Below are 18,797 nucleotides of genomic sequence, written 5' to 3' on the forward strand. Positions count from 1 at the left end.
CGACCAGGCACGAGGTCAATCAATAAATTGGCATTGACAATGTGCACGCTGTTGAGTTCTCAAGGACCAGACGCACTTGCTCCTCGGCTCGAGTTCGAGCTTCAGCCACAAGGCTTGTGTACTTGGCTTGCCACCGGTTGTTCGTCGGACCCGAAGGTCCAGTGGCTCATCCCGAGGGGAGAGAACCGGTGGGCTTGTCATCCTAGGCGTCGAAGCGATCCGGCGCAAGGCCAGATCTGAACTTCAGTGGAGGATGGTCCCGCTTGAGGGCCGGCGTGCTCTGGGCTTTCGCTCCAGCCGCTCCGCCGCACCTTTGGGGTGACGAGTAAGAACTATACGCAGCCCTGAGCGGGTGCGCCAAGCCAGCTCCCATCCCGGGCGTGTCGCGTTGTGCAACACACGTCGCCCGGACGCAGAAATGCCCGGTTCCGCGCGGGAACCGGGCATCGCCAGGGGTCGAACTGCCGGGGTCAGGCCAGCGTCACGCCGGCCAGGGTCTTCTTGCCACGACGGAGCACGAGCACTCCCCCGGGCAGTGCGAGTTCGGACAGCACCGCGGCGGGGTCCTCGGCTCGGACGTTGTTCACGTAGACGCCGCCCTGGTCGATCGCGCGACGGGCTTCCCCGAGCGACTTCACGAGTTCTGTGTCGACGAGTGCGCGGGCCACGTCGGCACCGGGCTCCAGGGTCACCGACCCAGGGAGCTCCGCGATCGCCGACCGGAGCGTCTCCGGGTCGAGTGCGGCGAGGTCGCCGTTGCCGAACAACGCCGCGGCGGCATCGATCGTCGCCTGCGTGGCCGCCGTCCCGTGCACGAGCGAGGTGACCTCGAACGCCAGGGTCCGCTGGGCCTCCCGCCGGAAGGGTTCGTCCGCGACGACCTGCTCGAGCCGTTCGATCTCGGCCCGCGTCAGGAACGTGAACTCCCGCAGGCGGTCGATCACGTCGGCGTCCGCCGTGTTGAGCCAGAACTGGTACAGCGCGTACGGCGAGGTCATCTCCGCGTCGAGCCAGATCGCGTTGCCCTCGCTCTTGCCGAACTTCGTGCCGTCGGAGTTCGTGATGAGCGGGGTCCCGAGGGCGTGCACCGTGGCACCTTCGGCACGACGGATGAGCTCCGTGCCCGAGGTCAGGTTGCCCCACTGGTCCGAGCCACCGGTCTGCAGCGTGCACCCGTACTGCCGGTACAGCTCGCGGTAGTCGAGCCCCTGCAGGATCTGGTAGCTGAACTCGGTGTAGCTGATGCCCGCGTCGGAGTTCAGCCGCGCGGCCACGGCGTCCTTCTTGAGCATGGAGTTGACGCGGAAGTACTTGCCGACGTCCCGCAGGAAGTCGATGGCGGACATCGGTGCGGTCCAGTCGAGGTTGTTCACCAGGCGGACGCCGTTGTCGCCGTCCGGACTGAGGAACCGGGACACCTGGGTCTGCAGTCGGGACACCCACTCGGCCACGGTCTCCGGGGTGTTCAGGGTTCGCTCGGCAGTCGGACGCGGATCACCGATGAGGCCGGTCGATCCGCCCACGAGCGCGAGCGGCTTGTGCCCGGCGAGCTGCAGCCGGCGCATGGTCAGGAGCTGCAGGAGGTTGCCGCAGTGCAGCGACGGCGCGGTCGGGTCGAACCCGCAGTAGTACGTGATCGGATCACCGTCGAGGGCTTCCCTGAGCGCGGCCTCGTCGGTCGAGACCTGCACCAGACCGCGCCACCGCAGTTCGTCCCACACCGAGTCGAAGGCGGGGTCGTTCTGCTGGCGCGTCAGGACGTCTTGAGCGGTATCACTGGACACCCCGCCATCGTAGCGGCGACGGACGTCCGGCAGGCGCTGTCGGCCGGGAGGCCCGTGGCCGGGTTCACGAGTCGAGGGCGCCCTTGTGCCGTCGGTACGTCGAGACCGTCGGGTCACCCGTCAGCCAGAAGCGCCAGGGGTACCGCGCTCCGCCGGCGATCCCGCCGACGCCGGTGCGTGGACCGCGCGAGATGCGTGGGACCGGACCGCCCGTGCCCGGGCCGGGCACCGTCTCGGACAGGAGCTCGTCGAGCACGTGGGCCGGTCCGGCGGAGGCGAGCCGGGCCTCCAGGCCGGGTGCCAGGGTGAGCACGAACGGGCCGGACCCGTCGAGGAGCGACGTGCCGTCGTCTTCGCCGAGGACCGCCCCGAGGGCACCACCGAGGTTGCCGGGCCCGCGTGCCAACGCGACGTCCGCGACGGTCGGTCCGCGACGTGCCCGCGCGACGTCGAGGCCGTCGACCACCTGCGCACCACGGAGCAGCGAACCCGACGAGGTGCCGGCCGGCGCGCTCACGACGTTGACGCAGGTGTGGATGCCGTACGAGCGGTACGCGTACAGGGTCCCGGGCGGGCCGAAGAGGTGGCGGTTGCGCTCCGTCATCCCCCGGTGACCGTGTGATCCGGGGTCGGTGGGGCCGAAGTAGGCCTCGACCTCGGTGATGCGGAGCGTCACACCGCGACCCGCGATCGTCGCGCCGAGCAGGGCCGGCGCGGCGATCGGGGCGGGCTCGGCGAGCAGCGCGGCGATCCCCTCGGTCATCGCGAGAAGGGCGCGCCCTCGGCGAGGTCGCGGACGCGGCGGGTGACGGACGCGAGCTGCTCGGCGACCCGGTCGGGAGCGGTCCCGCCGACGCCCGAACGCGACGCTACGCTGCCCTCGATGGTGAGGACGGACCGGACCTCGGGTGTGAGGTGCTCGGACACCGAGCGGTACTCGTCGTCCGTCGGCACGTCGAGCTCGATGCCGCGCCCCTCGCAGTACTGGACCAGCGCCCCGGAGACCTCGTGCGCGTCCCGGAAGGGGACGCCCTGCCGGACCAGCCACTCGGCGACGTCCGTCGCGAGCGAGAAGCCCTGCGGAGCGAGCTCGGCCATCCGGTCGGTGTCGAAGGTCAGGGTCGCGATCATGCCGGTGAACGCGGGCAACAGGACCTCGAGCGTGGCGACGGAGTCGAAGACCGGCTCCTTGTCCTCCTGCAGGTCGCGGTTGTACGCCAGCGGCAGTCCCTTGAGGGTCGCGAGCAGCCCGGTCAGGTTGCCGATCAGCCGGCCGGACTTGCCGCGTGCGAGCTCGGCGATGTCGGGGTTCTTCTTCTGCGGCATGATGCTCGAGCCAGTCGAGAACGCGTCGTGGAGGCGGACGAACCCGAACTCCTTCGTGTTCCAGAGGATGACTTCCTCGGACAGGCGCGAGACGTCGATGCCGATCTGCGCGAGGACGAACGCGAATTCGGCGACGACGTCGCGTGCTGCCGTGGCGTCGATCGAGTTGTCCGCCGGGCGGTCGAAGCCCAGCTCCGCGGCGATCGCGGCAGGGTCGAGCCCGAGGGAACTGCCGGCCAGCGCACCGGCGCCGTAGGGGCTGACGCTCGCGCGGCCGGCCCAGTCGCGCAGACGCTCGAGGTCGCGGACCAGCGGCCAGGAGTGCGCGAGCAGGTGGTGGGCGAGGAGCACGGGCTGGGCGTGCTGCAGGTGCGTGCGCCCGGGCATGATCGCGTCCGGGTGCTCGGTCGCCTGCTGGGTGATCGCGTCGATCAGGTCGATCACGAGCCGGCCGATCCGCCGCCCGTGGTCGAGCATGTGCATGCGGCCCAGGGTGGCGATCTGGTCGTTCCGGCTCCGGCCGGCGCGCAGCTTGCCGCCGAGCTCCGGGCCGAGGTCGGCGATGAGCAGGCGTTCGAGGGCGCCGTGGACGTCCTCGTCGGACTCGTCCGGCTGCAGCGTGCCGTCGGCGTGCGCTGCTTCGAGCCGGTCGAGGCCGGCGAGCATGCGCTCGAGCTCGTCCGCGGTCAGGTAGCCGGCGGTGTGGAGCGCTCGGGCGTGCGCCCGGGACCCCGCGATGTCGTAGGGAGCGAGCTGCCAGTCGAAGTGCGTCGACTTCGAGAGCGCGGCGAGGGCCGCACTCGGGCCGTCGGCGAAGCGGCCGCCCCAGAGGGCACCGGTGTTGGTGGCGTCGGTCTTCTCGTCGGTCATGTCGTCCTGCGTCGTCTCGTCGGTGCTGGGCTGGTGGTGGTCGTGGTGCGGTCGGTCAGTTCGCCGCGTCGTCCCGTGCGGTCGGTCAGTTCGCCGCGTCGCGGCGGGCGGAGATCTTGCTCGGGAGGGACCAGAGCTCGATGAAGCCCCTGGCCACCGTCTGGTCGAACGCGTCGCCCGTGTCGTACGTCGCCAGGTCGAAGTCGTAGAGGCTCTGCTCCGACCGACGACCCGTGACCGTGGCACGACCGCCCTGCAGCCGCAGTCGGACGTCACCGGAGACGTGCTGCTGGGTGTGCTCGACGAAGGCATCGAGGCTGCGCTTCAACCCGCCGAACCACAGGCCGTCGTAGACCAGGTCGGCCCACTCGGCCTCGACCCCGCGCTTGTACCGGGCGACGTCGCGCTCGAGGGTCAGGCTCTCGAGCTCCTCGTGCGCGGCGATGAGCGCGATCGCGGCGGGCGCCTCGTAGACCTCGCGCGACTTGATGCCGACCACGCGGTCCTCGACGACGTCGATGCGTCCGACGCCGTGCTTGCCGGCGACGGCGTTGAGCTCCTGCACCATGCGCAGCACGCTGAACCGCTGCCCGTCGAGGGCGACCGGGACACCGCGCTCGAACGTGACCGTGACCTCATCCGCCGGCTGCGGGAGTGCCGGGTCCTGCGTGGTGGCGTAGAGGTCCTCGGCGGGGGCGTTCCAGGGGTCTTCGAGGAGCCCGGTCTCGACGGCGCGGCCCCACACGTTCTGGTCGACCGAGTACAGCGACCGCTCGGGCTGCTGGACGGGCAGCCCGTGCTCCTGCGCGTAGGCGAGGGCGCGGTCGCGGGTGAGCGCGAGGTCTCGCACCGGCGCCACCGTGCGGAGCTCCGGTGCGATCGCCGCGACGGCGGCCTCGAAGCGCACCTGGTCGTTGCCCTTGCCGGTGCAGCCGTGCGCAACGCTGTCAGCCCCGAGCTGCTTGGCGGTGAGGGCGAGGTGCTTGGCGATGAGCGGGCGGCTCAGCGCCGAGACGAGCGGGTACCGCTTCTGGTACAGCGCGTTGGCCCGGAGCGCCGGCACGATGTACTCGTCGGCGAACTCGTCCTTGGCGTCGACGACGAGCGCCTCGACGGCACCGCAGTCGAGTGCCCGTTGCCGGACCGACTCGAGGTCCTCGCCGCCCTGGCCGACGTCGACCACCAGAGCGACCACGTCCTTGCCGGTGGCGTCGCGCAGCCAACCGATCCCGACGGAGGTGTCGAGACCGCCGGAGTACGCGAGGACGACGCGGTCAGCCACTGGTGTTCCTTCCGTGGGCTAGTCGTTGGCGAGCAGCCAGGCCAGCAGCGCCTTCTGGGCGTGCAGACGGTTCTCCGCCTCGTCCCAGATGATGCTGCGCGGCCCGTCGATGACATCGGCGGTCACCTCGAACCCGCGGTCGGCCGGCAGGCAGTGCATGAACACGGCGTCGTCAGCGGCGTGCGCCATGAGCGCGTCGTCGACGCGGTACCCCGCGAAGCTGTCGAGGCGCGACTGCTTCTCGGACTCCTTGCCCATCGACACCCAGGTGTCGGTGACGACGACGTCCGCGCCGGCGACCGCGGCCACCGGGTCGGTCACGACGAGGACCGATCCACCGGTCACCGCAGCGCGGTCCTCGGCGTCGGTGACGACCTGCTGCGAGGGGACGAAGCCGGCCGGGGCGGCGACGCGGACGTGCATGCCCGCGGTCGCACCGGCGAGCAGGTACGACTGCGCCATGTTGCTCGCGCCGTCGCCGATGAACGCCACGGTCTGTCCGGCGAGCGTGCCGCGGTGCTCACGGATGGTGAGCAGGTCGGCGAGCAGCTGACAGGGGTGGAAGTCGTCGGACAGCGCGTTCACCACGGGCACCGTCGTGCCGGCGGCCATCTCCTCGAGCCCGGCCTGGCCGTAGGTGCGCCAGACGATCGCCGACACCATGCGCTCGAGTACGCGGGCGGTGTCCGACGGGGTCTCCTTGCCGCCGAGCTGGCTGTTCGCCGTCGAGATGATCAGCGGGCTGCCGCCGAGGTCGGAGATGCCGACGTGGAACGACACACGGGTGCGCGTCGACGACTTGTCGAAGATCACCGCGACGCTCTGCGGACCGGCGAGTGGCTTGTCGGCCCAGCGGTCGGCCTTCATGCGGTCGGCGATGTCGAGGATCGCGGACTGCTCGACCTGGCTGAGGTCGTCATCGCGGAGGAAGTGGCGGGTCATGCGGTGGGCTCCTGCGCTGCGGCGACGGCCACGAGGCTCTGGGCGAGGATCGACAGGAACGCGTCGATCTCCGCGTCGGACACGATGAGGGGCGGCGCGATGCGCAGGCTCGACTCGTTGGGGGCGTTGATGATGAGGCCGCGCTCGAGGGCGGCAGCGTTGACGAGGGGCCCGATCGGGCCGGTCAGGCCGACGCCGATGAGGAGGCCGGTGCCGCGCACTTCCTGGACGAGCGGGGAGCCGATGGCGCGGATGCCGTCACGGATCCGCTCGCCCTTGACCACTGCGGCCGCGACGAGGTCGGCGCGCTCGATCTCCTCGAGCACGGCGTTCGCGACACGGGTGCCGAGCGGGTTGCCGCCGAAGGTGGAACCGTGCTGACCGGCCGAGAAGAGGTCGGACGCCCAGCCGAACGTCACGAGGGCACCGATCGGGAACCCACCGGCGATGCCCTTGGCGACCGTGATGGCGTCCGGGGTGATCCCGTGGCCCTGGAACGCGAACCAGTTGCCGGTCCGGCCGACACCGGTCTGGATCTCGTCGAGGACGAGCAGGGCGCCGTGCTCCTCGGTCAGCCGGCGTGCAGCGAGCAGGAACCCCTCGGGCAGGTCGACGACGCCGGCCTCGCCCTTGATCGGCTCGATGACCAGCGCGGCGACGGTGCCGTCGATCGACGCTTCGAGGGCCTCGATCGAGGTGTCGATGTGCTCGACGCCGGGGATCATCGGCAGGAAGTCCTGCTGCAGGGCGGGCTTGCCGGTGAGTGCCAGTGCCCCCATCGTGCGGCCGTGGAAGCCCTGCTTGAGCGCGAGGATCCGGGTCTTCGTGCCGTCCGCGCCCTTGTTGAGGCGGGCCAGCTTGAACGCGGCCTCGTTCGCCTCGGCGCCGGAGTTGCCGAAGTACACGCGACCGGCGTCACCCGCACCGGTGATGCGCTTCAGGCGCTCGGCGAGCTCGAGCTGGGGTGGGGTGGCGAAGTAGTTCGAGACGTGCACGAGCTTCGCGGCCTGGTCGGCGATCGCCTCCACCAGGGCGGGGTGCGCGTGGCCGAGCGAGTTCACGGCGATGCCGGCGAGGAAGTCGAGGTACTCGTTGCCCTCGACGTCCCAGACGCGGCAGCCCTCGCCGCGCTCGAGCATGATCTTGGGCGGGGTCAGGGATCGCATGAGCGACGCCCCGAACCGGTCGTTCCAGGTCTCGGTCTGCGTCTCGGTGCTCACTGCTGGTGTCCCTTCTCGTCCGTACCCGCCACGTGCTGGCCGGTACTGCTGTCGATCGACGGCGACGCCACGCGTCGGCCGATCTCGGCGTGGGTCATCTGGTTCTCGGTGCGACGGCTCGGGTCCGGGATCACCTCGGTGCCCGCACCCCGCAGGGTGAAGACCTCGAGCAGGATCGAGTGCGGGATCCGGCCGTCGATGATCGTCGCCCCGCCGACCCCGCCGACCACGGCGTCGAGGCACGCGGTCATCTTCGGGATCATCCCCGACTCGAGGCTCGGCAGGAGTTCACGGAGTTCGTCGACCGCGATGAGGTCGACGATCGAGTCACGGTCGGGCCAGTTGCGGTACAGCCCGGGGACGTCGGTGAGCATCATGAGCTTCGACGCTCGGAGCGCGATCGCCAGGGCCCCGGCCGCCGCGTCCGCGTTCACGTTGAGTGCCTGGTCGGGGTGGGCGTCGTCGACCGCGATGCTCGAGACCACCGGGATGCGCCCGGCCTCGATCGCGGCGAGGACCCCGGACGGGTCGACGTGGGTGATGTCCCCGACGTGCCCCAGGTCGTACTCCTGCCCGTCGACGACCACGCCCTTCTTCTCGCCGGTGAACAGCGAGCCGCCGTCGCCGAACACACCGACGGCCAGGCCCTCACCGTGTTCGTTCATCAAGTCGACGATCTCGCGGTTGACCTCGCCGGCCAGGACGTCACGGACGACCGTGATCGCCTCCGTCGTGGTGACGCGGTAGCCGCCGCGGAACTCGGACTCGATGCCCTGTTCCTTGAGCGCGGCGGAGATCTGCGGACCGCCGCCGTGCACCACGACCGGGTGCAGTCCGGCGTACCGCAGGTAGACCATGTCCTCGGCGAACGCGCGCTTCAGGTCCTCGTTCACCATGGCGTTGCCGCCGAACTTGACGACGACGACCTTGCCCGAGAAGCGCTTCAGCCAGGGCAGCGACTCGATGAGCGTCGCGGCCTTGACCGCGGCGAACTCGTGTTCTTCTTCCTTCGTGAGGGGCGTGCCTGCCCCGTCCGTGTCCGCCGCCATCAGCTGGAGTACGCGCTGTTCTCGTGCACGTAGTCGTGCGTGAGGTCGTTGGTCAGGATCGTCGCCGAGTGCGTGCCGACGCCGAGGTCGATGCGCACGTGGGTGTCACGGGGGGTCAGGTCGACGGTGTCGCTCGGCTGGTCGGGGGCGCCGGCATGGCAGACCCGGACGCCGTTCATGCTGACGTCGACCGCGTACGGGTCGAACTCGGCGTCGGTCGTGCCGATCGCCGCGAGCACCCGGCCCCAGTTCGGGTCGTTGCCGAAGACGGCGGCCTTGAACAGGTTGTTCCGGGCGACGCTCCGGCCGACGGTCACGGCGTCGTCCTCGGTCGCGGCGTGCACGACCTCGATCGCGATGTCGTGGCTCGCGCCCTCGGCGTCCTGCTGCAGCTGACGGGCCAGGTCCGCGCAGACCGCGGTCAGCGCTTCCTGGAAGTCACCGACCTCGGGCGTCACACCGCTCGCGCCCGAGGAGAGCAGGACGACGGTGTCGTTGGTGGACATGCATCCGTCGGAGTCGACGCGGTCGAACGTGACCCGGGTGGCAGCGCGGAGGGCCTGGTCGAGCTGGTCCGGCGTCTGCACCGCGTCGGTCGTGATGACGACGAGCATCGTGGCGAGGCCCGGCGCGAGCATCCCGGCACCCTTGGCCATGCCGCCGACGGTCCAGCCGTCCTCGGTCACGACGGACTGCTTCGCCTTCGTGTCCGTCGTCATGATGGCGGTCGCGGCGTCGGGGCCGCCGTCGTTGCTGAGAGCCGCGCTCGCCAGGTCGACGCCACGGAGCACGTTGTCGCGGAAGGTCTGGTCGCCCACGCCGATGAGCCCGGTGGAGCAGACGACGACGTCACCGGCACCGATCCCGAGTGCGTCTCCGACGGCCTCGGCGGTCAGGTGCGTGGTCTGGAAGCCGAACGGACCGGTGAAGCAGTTCGCACCGCCGGAGTTCAGGACGACGGCACGGGCCACGCCGTCCCCGACGACCTGACGCGACCAGATGACGGGGTGCGCCTGGGCGCGGTTGCTGGTGAACACCGCGGCGACGGCCGCGTCGGGGCCGTCGTTGACGACGAGCGCCACGTCCGGCTTGCCGCTGGTCTTCAGGCCGGCGGTCACGCCGGCAGCGCGGAAACCCGCTGCCGCGGTGACGCCCTGCAGGTCCTGGAGGCCCGGGGCGGTCTGGGTGGTCTGGCCTGCGTCGGTCACGGTGCGACTCCGTCCACGCTGAGGCCCGTGGTCTCGGGGAGACCGAGGGCGATGTTCGCCGACTGGACGGCTGCGCCCGCCGTGCCCTTGGCGAGGTTGTCGAGTGCGGTCACCGCGACGACGCGACCGGCGGCCTCGTCGACGGCGATGCCCACGAGCGCGGTGTTCGCGCCGATCGTGTCCGCGACCCGGGGGAACTCGCCCTCGGGCAGCAGGTGCACGAAGGGTTCGTCGGCGTACGCCTGCTCCCAGGCCAGCCGGACGTCGCGCGCGCTGACGCCGGGCGAGAGCTTCGCGGTCGTCGTCGCCAGGATGCCCCTGGACATCGGGACGAGGACCGGCGTGAACGAGATCGTCACGTCGGAAGCACCGGCGACCTGCAGGTTCTGCTGGATCTCGGGGACGTGCCGGTGCGTGCCGCCGACGGCGTAGGCACTGGCGGACCCCATGATCTCGGAGGCCAGGTACGTGGTGCTGAGCTTCTTGCCGGCACCGCTCGGCCCGACGCTGAGCACCGCGACGAGGTCGTCGGACTCGACGAGGCCCGCCTGGATGCCGGGCTGGACACCGAGCGTCACCGCGGTGACGTTGCAGCCGGGAACCGCGATGCGCTTCGTGCCGACCAGGGCGGAACGCTGCTTGCCCTGGGATGCGATGTCGTCGACGTCACGCCATTCCTCGGCCGAACCGGGAGTGGGCGCCGCGAGCAGGAGTTCGGGCAGCCCGTAGGTCCACGCACCGAAGTAGTCGCCGCCGTAGAACTTCTCCCACGCAGCCGGGTCCGTCAGCCGGTGGTCCGCGCCGCAGTCGATCACGAGGGCGTCGTCGCCGAGCTCCGCTGTGATCGCGCCCGACTGACCGTGCGGCAGTGCCAGGAAGACCACGTCGTGCCCGCGCAGCGTCTCGGCCGTCGTCTCGACCAGGGTCAGGTGCGACAGCGAGCGGAGGTGCGGCTGCGTCGCGATCAGCGGCTGTCCGGCGTTCGAGAACGCCGTCACCGTCCTGACGTCGAACTCGGGGTGGGCGGAGAGCACGCGCAGGAGCTCACCACCCGCGTAGCCGGAGGCTCCCGCCACGGCGACGGATACGGACATGGGATTCCACCTTTGGTCGGACTGTTCGTCGAGAGAGTCGGAGGCGGCGACCCCGGGCGGTGCTGATCCCGTGTGGGTCAGTCGCGCAGGGTCGCCCCGAATCGCTCGCCGGCACGTCGGACAGCGCCGTCACGGGCCTCGGTGGCCTCGGCAGCGGTCAGGGTGCGGTCCGTGGCACGGAAGCGCAGGGCGAACGTCAGGGACTTCTGTCCCTCGTCCACGCCGGAGCCCCGGTAGTCATCCACGAGCCGAGCATACTCCAACAGGTCTCCCGCGCCAGAGCGGACCGCATCCAACACGTCACCGGCCGGCACGTCGGCGTCGACCACGAGGGAGAGGTCCTGTGTGGCGGCCGGGTACGAGACGATGGGCGCGACCGAGACGAGCTCGGGTGCCGCGGCGACGAGCGCGTCGAGGTCGAGCTCGACGACCGCCACCACGCGGGGCAGGACTGCTGCCTCGGCCAGTTCGGGCAGGAGCTCACCGGCGACGCCCACGACCGAGCCGTCCACGAGCAGCGACGCGGCGCGGCCCGGGTGCAGGGACGGGTGGGTCGTCTGCGCGACGGTCAGCTCCACACCGACGGCCCACGCGACCTGGCGGGCCGCGTCGACGGCGTCGGCGATGCCGAAGGGCTCCGCGGCCGTGCCTGGCTGCTTCACCACACGGTTGCCGGTGAGCAGCGCGGCGACGTGGAAGGGCTGGGCGGGCAGCGACGCGTCCAGCGCCTCGAGCGTCGCGCGGTCGGGCCGGGTGGCACCGGCCGGGACGCCGTCGGTGCCGAGCGTCACGCCCGTCTCCGGCAGGAACACGCGGGACGTCTCGTACAGCGCGACGTCGACGAGTCCTCGTGAGACGTTGCGGCGTGCGGCGTCGACGAGGGCCGGGACGCCACTGCGGCGCAGCAGGTTCTGCTCGCTGTCGAGGGCGTTCGCGAGCACGACGCTCGGGCCGCCCTGCGGGTCGATCCCCGGGTAGGCGTCCTGCGTCGCGGCCGACACGAACGGTGCCGTGACGACCTCGGTCAGGCCCGCGGCAGCCAGGGCCGAGGCAACCCGACGACGTGCCTGCTGGTGTCGGGTGAGACCGCGACCGGGCGGGGCGACGGGCAGGACGCTCGGGATCCGGTCGTAGCCGACGATGCGCGCGACCTCTTCGACGAGGGTGGTGTCGTCGGTCAGGTCGGGACGCCAGGTGGGCGGGGTGACCGCGAGCTGGTCGCCGTCCACCTGGACCGTGGCGCCGATCGCGCGGAGGGTCTCGATGACCTCGGCGTCGGTGTAGTCGACGCCGACGAGCTCGGCCGGGCGGGTGAGCCGCATCGTCACGGTCGCCCGCGGCTGGCCGTCGACCAGCGTCGACCCGAGGGGGTCAGCGGTGCCGCCGGCGAGCTCGACGAGGAGCTCGACCGCGCGGTTCGCCGCGGCCTCTGCCACGAGCGGGTCGACACCGCGTTCGAAGCGGCGGGACGCCTCGCTCGGCAGCTTGTGGCGGCGTGCGGTGCGGGCGATGGAGACCTGGTCGAACCCGGCGGCCTCGATCAGGACGTCCGTCGTGCCCGCCGAGATCTCGGTGCGGGCTCCGCCCATGACGCCGGCGAGGCCGACCGGCCCGTCGTCGTCGGTGATGACGAGGTCTTCGGGGTCGAGCTTCCGGACGGCGCCGTCGAGGGTCTCGAGCGCCTCTCCGGCGGTCGCCCGACGCACACCGAGACCACCCGCGATCGTCTGCAGGTCGTAGCCGTGCAGCGGCTGGCCGAGCTCGAACATGACGTAGTTCGTGATGTCGACCGGGAGCGAGATGGAGCGCACGCCGGCGAGGGCGAGGCGCGACACCATCCAAGACGGTGTCTTCGCGGCCGGATCGATGCCACGGACGACGCGCGTGACGAACGTGCTCGCGCCCACACGACCGCGGATCGGGGCCTGGTCGTCGATCGTGACGCGGAAGCCCTCGGCTGAGCGCGGTGCGACGCGGTCGACCGGGTCGTGGAAGCTCGCACCGGTGGCGTGCGCGTACTCGCGAGCGACCCCGCGCATGCTCAGCACGTAGCCCCGGTCCGGCGTGACGTTGATCTCGACCGCGGCGTCGTCGAGGCCGAGGAGTGCGATCGCGTCGGCACCGACGGTGGGCTCCATGCCGAGGTCGGCGAAGCGCAGGATGCCGTCGTGCTCGTCGCCCAACCCGAGCTCGCGGGCCGAGGCGATCATGCCGTCGGACACGTGGCCGTAGGTCTTGCGGGCGGCGATCGGGAACGGCCCGGGCAGGACGGCGCCGGGCAGCGTGACGACGACGAGGTCGCCGACGTCGAAGTTGTGCGCGCCGCAGACGATGCCGCGGGGCTCGGCTTCGCCGACGTCCACCTGGCACCAGTTGATGGTCTTGCCGTTCTTCTGCGGCTCGGGGACGCGCTCGAGCACCCGGCCGACCACGACGGGTCCGGTCAGGTCGAAGGTGTGGACGTCCTCTTCCTCGAAGCCGACCGACACGAGCGCCGCGTGGACGTGCTCGAGGGTGACGTCCTCGGGGAGGTCGACGGACTCACCGAGCCAACGGAGTGGGACGCGCATCAGACCACCGTTCCGAACTGCTGCGAGAAGCGGAGGTCGCCCTCGAGGAAGTCACGCATGTCGTTCAGGCCGTTGCGGAACTGCAGTGTCCGCTCGATGCCCATGCCGAACGCGAAGCCCTGGTACTCGTCCGGGTCGATGCCGGCGGCACGCAGGACGTTGGGGTTCACCATGCCGCAGCCACCCCACTCGACCCACCGCGCGCCACCCTTGGCGTTCGGCTGCCAGACGTCCATCTCGGCACTGGGCTCGGTGAACGGGAAGTAGTTCGGGCGGAGCCGGATCTGCGCTTCGGCGCCGAACATCTGCCGGGCGAAGTGCTCGAGCGTGCCACGGAGGTGCGCCATCGTCAGACCCTTGTCGATCGCGATGCCCTCGACCTGGGTGAAGACCGGCAGGTGCGTGGCGTCCAGCTCGTCGGCGCGGTAGACGCGTCCTGGCGCGATGACGTAGAGCGGGAGGTCACGCGCGAGCAGCGACCGCACCTGCACCGGCGAGGTGTGGGTGCGCATGACCAGGTGCCGGTCGACGGGCTCGACGAAGATCGTGTCGGCCATCGCCCGGGCCGGGTGGTCCTGGTCGAAGTTCAGCGCGTCGAAGTTGAACCACTCGTGCTCGAGCTCCGGGCCTTCCGCCACTTCCCACCCCATGCCGACGAAGATGTCGGCGACGGCTTCGTTCAGCAGCGAGAGCGGGTGGCGGGAGCCGGTGGGTCGGTGGACCGGCAACGCGGTGACGTCGACGCGCTCGGCGTCGAGCCGTGCGCGCTCCTCGGCCACCGCGAGGGCGGATTCCTGCTCGGCGATCGCCGCGTTCACCCGCCCACGGGCCTGACCGACGAGCTTGCCGGCCGCGGCCTTCTGCTCCGGCGGCACACTGCGCATCGATGCGTTCATCCGCGCCAACGGTGACTGCTCACCGGTGTGCTCGGCCCTGGCCTGCTTCAGTTCGGCGACCGTCGTCGTGGAGCGGACGGCGGCGAGGGCCGCGTCCACCGCGTCGGCGACGGCCGATTCGCTGATCTCGAGAGGTTCTGACACGAGACCCAAGCCTACCGGCCGTCGGGATACCACCCACCTGCACCGAGCAGACGGTGGATGGCCGACGCCGACGGCCGGTCTGTTGAGGAGCGTCAGCTCCGGAGTGCGAACGCCGACTCGTAGAGGCACACCGACGCGGCCGTGGCGAGGTTCATCGACTCCGCCTGCCCGTAGATCGGTACCTTCACGGCGCGGTCGACGAGCGCCAGGTCGTCGGCGGTGAGGCCGCGAGCCTCATTGCCGAAGACCCACGCGGTCGGGCCGTCGAGCATCCCCTCGGCGCGGACCACGGGCAGGTCGTCGCCGGAGACGTCGGCCGCGAGCACCGTGTAGCCGACGGCCTTCGCTCGCTCGATCGTGTCCGCCAGGGTCACTCCGACGGACACCGGGACGTGGAACAGGGACCCGGTCGTCGACCGGACGACCTTCGGGTTGTACGGGTCGACCGAGCGTCCGGTCAGCACCACCGCGTCGGCGCCGGCCGCGTCGGCGGCACGGATGATCGTGCCGGCGTTCCCCGGGTCCCGCACCTCTTCGAGGATGGCGACCAGTCCCGGCAACGCGGCCTGCTCGTCGGACGCATCACGGGCCTCCAGGTCGGCGGCAGCCGCAGCACGGTCGGGGAAGACGTCCTTCACCGACGTCGGGAACTGCTGGCACACCGCGACCACGCCCTGCGGGGTGACCGTGTCGGCCATCGCGTCGAGCACCTGCTCCGTGACGAACCACGTGTCCACCGGCGCGTCGTCCAGGCCGTAGCGGGACGCGGCGGTCGGGGTCACGTACAGCTCGCGCAGGAGCTCCGGCGCATACTCCAGCGCTTCACGGACCGCCTGGGGTCCTTCCAGCAGGAACAGACCGGTCTCGGCCCGGACGTCCTTCTTGGCCAGGGCCGCAACGGCCTTCACGCGTCCGGCACGGGGGTTCTCGAGGAGATCGCTCACGACCCAAGTCTAGGAACGACGAAACCCCCGCCGTGCGGCGGGGGTTTCGCGAGCAGAAGAACTGACTACGCAGCCTTCGGGGCCGAGGTGTCGGCCGGGAGGGCCTTCTTCGCGGTCTCGACGAGCGCGGTGAAGGTCTCGGGGTTGTTCACCGCGAGGTCGGCGAGGATGCGACGGTCGACCTCGACGCCGGCCAGGTTCAGACCCTGGATGAGGCGGTTGTAGGTCAGGCCGTTCGCACGGGACGCAGCGTTGATGCGCTGGATCCAGAGGCGACGGAACTCGCCCTTCTTCGCGTGACGGTCGCGGTACGCGTAGACGAGGGAGTGGGTGACCTGCTCCTTGGCCTTGCGGTACAGGCGCGAACGCTGGCCGCGGTAGCCCTCGGCGCGTTCGAGGATGACGCGGCGCTTCTTGGCGGCGTTGACCGCTCTCTTTACTCGTGCCATTGCACTATTCCTTTACGATCTGCGGGGCTCAGTGGCCGAGGAGCTTCTTGACGTTCTTCGCGTCACCCTTGGAGAGGACCTGGTCCTCGTTCAGGCGGGCCTTGCGCTTGGAGCTCTTGACCTCGAGGTTGTGACGCATACCGGCCTGCTGCTTCATGATCTTGCCGGTACCGGTGACCTTGAAGCGCTTCTTCGACCCGGAGTGGGTCTTCTGCTTGGGCATGGTGGTGCCTTTCCGTGGGATGGATGGGGGGCCGCGTCGTTGCGGGGTCGGTCCGGGGACCTATTCGGCCGCGGCGTCCGTGGATTCCGCGGCTGCCTCGGACGTGGAACCGGCCTCGGCCTCGTCCTTGCCCTTCGCGGCGTGCTCGGTGGCACGACGCTCGGCCTTCTGCGCAGCACGCTTGGCGTTCTGCTCGCCCTTGACGTCGGACTTGTTCTTGAGCGGGGCGATGATCATCGTCATGTTGCGGCCGTCCTGGGTCGGACGCGACTCGACGACACCGAACTCGGCGATCTCCTCCGCGAACTTCTGGAGGAGACGGACACCCTGCTCCGGACGCGACTGCTCGCGGCCACGGAAGAGGATCATCGCCTTCACCTTGTCGCCGCCGAGGAGGAACCCCTCGGCGCGCTTGCGCTTCGTCTCGTAGTCGTGCACGTCGATCTTCAGGCGGAAACGGACCTCTTTCAGGTCCGTGTTCACCTGGTTACGACGGGCTTCCTTGGCCTTCTGAGCGGCCTCGTACTTGAACTTGCCGTAGTCCATGATCTTGGCCACGGGCGGCTTCGAGTTCGGCGCGACCTCGACCAGATCCAGTTCGGCTTCCTGCGCGAGACGCAGAGCCATGGCGATCGGGACGACGCCGACCTGCTCACCCTGGGGACCGACGAGTCGGACTTCGGGAACGCGGATTCGGTCGTTGGTACGGGGATCGGTGATGCGGAGCTCCTTCAATCAGGTGGTGGCCGTCCGGGACGTTTGCCCTGGACGACAGCACGAGAGAGGAGATCTGACGCACGGGATGTCGACCCGTTCGGCAGCCGCCCTGCGTCGGACCCGTGGGATCCGACCGACGAGTGCAACACGTGCACTCGCGGAGCGGTGGTGACCCGGTAGCCTGGTGGAACGCGGCCGCGGGTGGGAGAGACTCCTCTTTCGTGACACCGTCCGGGTGTTGTCAGGGATCGTGACGTCAGGAGAACCGACGTCAAGGGAACTGACGGCACACGGACAGCATCTGCCGCGAGCAAGCCTAGCAGAGGAGCACCGTGAGCGACACCCCGATCGACGACACCGGCATCGACGCCGCCAGGGACATCGCGGAGGTGCCGGCGGTCGAACTCATCAACACCGTTGCGGTGCACCTGCTCAGTGCCGCGGCCGTGAAGGTCGGCCTGGCCGACGACCCGCAGGAGCAGACCGACCTGGACGAGGCGCGGAAGCTCATCACCGCACTGGCCGGCCTGGTCACCGCCGCCGCGACCGAGATCGGCGACCACCACGCCCGTCCGCTCCGCGACGGGCTGCGGTCGCTGCAGCTCGCCTTCCGCGAGGCGTCGGCGATCCCCGACGCCATCGGCGCCGGGCCGGGCGAGAAGTACACGGGCCCCGTCAACTAGACGACGTCACCCGATGACGGACGGGAGGCACGGTGCCAGCTGGCACCGTGCCTCCCGTCCGTCGGTGGGCCGCGTTCAGGACCCGCTGCGGCCGACCAGGCGCGCGACGGCCGCGAGCGGGATGCCGACCCAGTCGGGTCGGTTGCGGGTCTCGTAGACGACCTCGTAGACCGCCTTGTCGAGCTCGAAGGCGTCGAGGAGTGCGCTGTGGGCGGCGAGGTCCGCGCCGGTCCCACGCTGGTATCCGTCGAGGAACCGTCGGCGTGCCTTCTCCGCCCAGGCTGCTGCGTCGACCGGTTCGGCGTCGTGCGCCAGGGCACCGGCGACGTAGTCGAAGGAGCGGAGCATGCCCGCGACGTCGCGCAGGGTGACGTCGGGCAACGAGCGTTCGTCGAGCGGGCGGAGGGGTTCGCCCTCGAAGTCGAGGAAGACCCAGCCGCGGGGCTCCGGGGCCGACAGGACCTGCCCGAGGTGCAGGTCGCCGTGGATGCGCTGCAGGTCCGGCCAGGTCGCGTCGGCGGCACGGGCGTAGACCGCGCGGATGGCGTCGGCGTGGTCGGCGACGGCGGGTGCCTCGCGGGCCGCGGTGTCGAGGCGGGCGTGCATCGTCGCGACGGCCGTGTCGCGTCGTCCCGCGTCGGCCGGCTCGGTCGGCAGGGCTCGGGCGAGGGTCCGGTGCACCTCGGCGAGCGCGGTGCCGAGTCGCTCGGCCCGGTCGCCGAACGGCGTGCCTGCCTGCGCCTCCTGCAGTGCGACGCGCCAGGCGTCGTCGAGTCCGGGCAGGAACTCCTGGGCGAAGGCGAGGTGTCCGGTCGCCGTGCCGTCGGGGCGTCCGACGTCGGGCCAGTCGGCACGGAGGGCGCCGTAGACCCGTGGCACGCGCGCACTGCCCGCTGCGGTGAGGGCGAGCTGCGTGGTCACGTCCGGGTTGTCGCCGTGGTGCAGCACGCGGAAGACCTTGATGATGACGCGGTCGCCGGACTCGGTGTCGCAGATGACCGAGGTGTTGGACTGCTCACCCGTGAGGACGCGGGCTGCGGTGACCCGGCCGATCGGGGTGAGACTGTCGGGTGCCGCGTCGATGCGTGCGGCGAGCGCCGAGACCCATGCGAGATCGGTGGTGGCGTCGACGACCGTGCCGTCGGGGCCGCTCGTGGTCGGTGACTGGTAGAGCACGGGCACCGCGGGGGCGTCGTCGAGCACCAGGCGGGTCCCGTCGTCGGTCGAGATGGTGCGGAGGCGTGGCACGGACCCCTTCGAGGCGTACCACCGGCGGTCGGCGATCCAGGACTCGAGGTCGCGGTCGCTCGGCTGACCGGTGTCGGCGGTGGTGTCGGCGGTGGTGTCGGGGGCGGTGGTGTCGGGGGCGCTGCGTGCTCCGTCGCTCATGCAGCGG

17 protein-coding genes are annotated in these 18,797 nt (G+C 70.7%); 1 reads left to right on the forward strand and 16 read right to left on the reverse strand.

Going from position 1 to position 18,797, the window contains the following annotated elements; all coding sequences use genetic code 11:
* Nucleotides 1-470: 470 nt before the first annotated feature.
* The 15 genes from tyrS to infC form a co-directional block, all read right to left on the reverse strand.
* The gene (gene tyrS / locus KK087_RS07850; protein WP_307860007.1) at nt 471-1,784 is read right to left on the reverse strand and encodes a tyrosine--tRNA ligase; all 1,314 of its coding nucleotides are present in this window, start codon (nt 1,782-1,784) and stop codon (nt 471-473) included.
* A 64-nt stretch (nt 1,785-1,848) separates the two neighbouring features.
* Nucleotides 1,849-2,547, reverse strand: coding sequence for a DNA-3-methyladenine glycosylase (locus KK087_RS07855; RefSeq protein ID WP_214564767.1), 699 nt, complete (start codon nt 2,545-2,547; stop codon nt 1,849-1,851).
* Nucleotides 2,544-3,980 (reverse strand): argininosuccinate lyase, encoded by a 1,437-nt coding sequence (gene argH / locus KK087_RS07860; RefSeq protein ID WP_214544210.1) that lies wholly within the window; start codon nt 3,978-3,980, stop codon nt 2,544-2,546. The genes KK087_RS07855 and argH overlap by 4 nt, the downstream gene beginning before the upstream one ends.
* An 85-nt stretch (nt 3,981-4,065) precedes the next feature.
* Nucleotides 4,066-5,262, reverse strand: coding sequence for an argininosuccinate synthase (locus KK087_RS07865; protein ID WP_214544211.1), 1,197 nt, complete (start codon nt 5,260-5,262; stop codon nt 4,066-4,068).
* An 18-nt stretch (nt 5,263-5,280) separates the two neighbouring features.
* The gene (argF, locus tag KK087_RS07870; protein WP_214528667.1) at nt 5,281-6,204 is read right to left on the reverse strand and encodes an ornithine carbamoyltransferase; all 924 of its coding nucleotides are present in this window, start codon (nt 6,202-6,204) and stop codon (nt 5,281-5,283) included.
* Nucleotides 6,201-7,424 carry an acetylornithine transaminase gene (locus KK087_RS07875; RefSeq protein WP_214564768.1) on the reverse strand — a complete coding sequence of 408 codons (1,224 nt, stop codon included), beginning with the start codon at nt 7,422-7,424 and terminating at the stop codon, nt 6,201-6,203. The genes argF and KK087_RS07875 overlap by 4 nt, the downstream gene beginning before the upstream one ends.
* Nucleotides 7,421-8,473 (reverse strand): acetylglutamate kinase, encoded by a 1,053-nt coding sequence (gene argB / locus KK087_RS07880; protein ID WP_214528669.1) that lies wholly within the window; start codon nt 8,471-8,473, stop codon nt 7,421-7,423. Before argB ends, KK087_RS07875 begins: the two co-directional genes overlap by 4 nt.
* A complete protein-coding gene (argJ, locus tag KK087_RS07885; RefSeq protein WP_214564769.1) occupies nt 8,473-9,681 on the reverse strand; it encodes a bifunctional glutamate N-acetyltransferase/amino-acid acetyltransferase ArgJ in 1,209 nt (402 codons plus the stop codon). Before argJ ends, argB begins: the two co-directional genes overlap by 1 nt.
* Nucleotides 9,678-10,775 carry an N-acetyl-gamma-glutamyl-phosphate reductase gene (locus tag KK087_RS07890; protein ID WP_214528671.1) on the reverse strand — a complete coding sequence of 366 codons (1,098 nt, stop codon included), beginning with the start codon at nt 10,773-10,775 and terminating at the stop codon, nt 9,678-9,680. The genes argJ and KK087_RS07890 overlap by 4 nt, the downstream gene beginning before the upstream one ends.
* A 77-nt stretch (nt 10,776-10,852) precedes the next feature.
* Nucleotides 10,853-13,345, reverse strand: a complete 2,493-nt coding sequence (pheT, locus tag KK087_RS07895) for a phenylalanine--tRNA ligase subunit beta (RefSeq protein ID WP_214564770.1) — start codon at nt 13,343-13,345, stop codon at nt 10,853-10,855.
* On the reverse strand, nt 13,345-14,385 hold the full coding sequence (gene pheS / locus KK087_RS07900; protein WP_214564771.1) for a phenylalanine--tRNA ligase subunit alpha: 1,041 nt from the start codon (nt 14,383-14,385) through the stop codon (nt 13,345-13,347). The genes pheT and pheS overlap by 1 nt, the downstream gene beginning before the upstream one ends.
* A 92-nt stretch (nt 14,386-14,477) precedes the next feature.
* On the reverse strand, nt 14,478-15,329 hold the full coding sequence (locus KK087_RS07905; RefSeq protein WP_214564772.1) for a TrmH family RNA methyltransferase: 852 nt from the start codon (nt 15,327-15,329) through the stop codon (nt 14,478-14,480).
* Nucleotides 15,330-15,394: 65 nt separating this feature from the next.
* A complete protein-coding gene (gene rplT, locus KK087_RS07910; protein WP_017887975.1) occupies nt 15,395-15,778 on the reverse strand; it encodes a 50S ribosomal protein L20 in 384 nt (127 codons plus the stop codon).
* A 28-nt stretch (nt 15,779-15,806) separates the two neighbouring features.
* Nucleotides 15,807-16,001 (reverse strand): 50S ribosomal protein L35, encoded by a 195-nt coding sequence (gene rpmI, locus KK087_RS07915; protein WP_017887976.1) that lies wholly within the window; start codon nt 15,999-16,001, stop codon nt 15,807-15,809.
* Nucleotides 16,002-16,061: 60 nt separating this feature from the next.
* Nucleotides 16,062-16,736, reverse strand: a complete 675-nt coding sequence (gene infC / locus KK087_RS07920) for a translation initiation factor IF-3 (RefSeq protein WP_081827403.1) — start codon at nt 16,734-16,736, stop codon at nt 16,062-16,064.
* 314 nt (nt 16,737-17,050) lie between these two features.
* Here infC and KK087_RS07925 point away from each other — a divergent pair, with 314 nt between their 5' ends.
* The gene (locus KK087_RS07925; protein ID WP_110862360.1) at nt 17,051-17,401 is read left to right on the forward strand and encodes a DUF1844 domain-containing protein; all 351 of its coding nucleotides are present in this window, start codon (nt 17,051-17,053) and stop codon (nt 17,399-17,401) included.
* A gap of 75 nt (nt 17,402-17,476) precedes the next feature.
* On the opposite strand, the gene KK087_RS07930 is transcribed toward KK087_RS07925, so the two are convergent.
* The gene (locus tag KK087_RS07930) at nt 17,477-18,790 is read right to left on the reverse strand and encodes a phosphotransferase (RefSeq protein WP_250900934.1); all 1,314 of its coding nucleotides are present in this window, start codon (nt 18,788-18,790) and stop codon (nt 17,477-17,479) included.
* Nucleotides 18,791-18,797: the final 7 nt, after the last annotated feature.

Origin of the sequence: Curtobacterium aurantiacum (genome assembly GCF_018598555.1) — a bacterium.
GTDB classification, from domain to species: domain Bacteria; phylum Actinomycetota; class Actinomycetes; order Actinomycetales; family Microbacteriaceae; genus Curtobacterium; species Curtobacterium aurantiacum.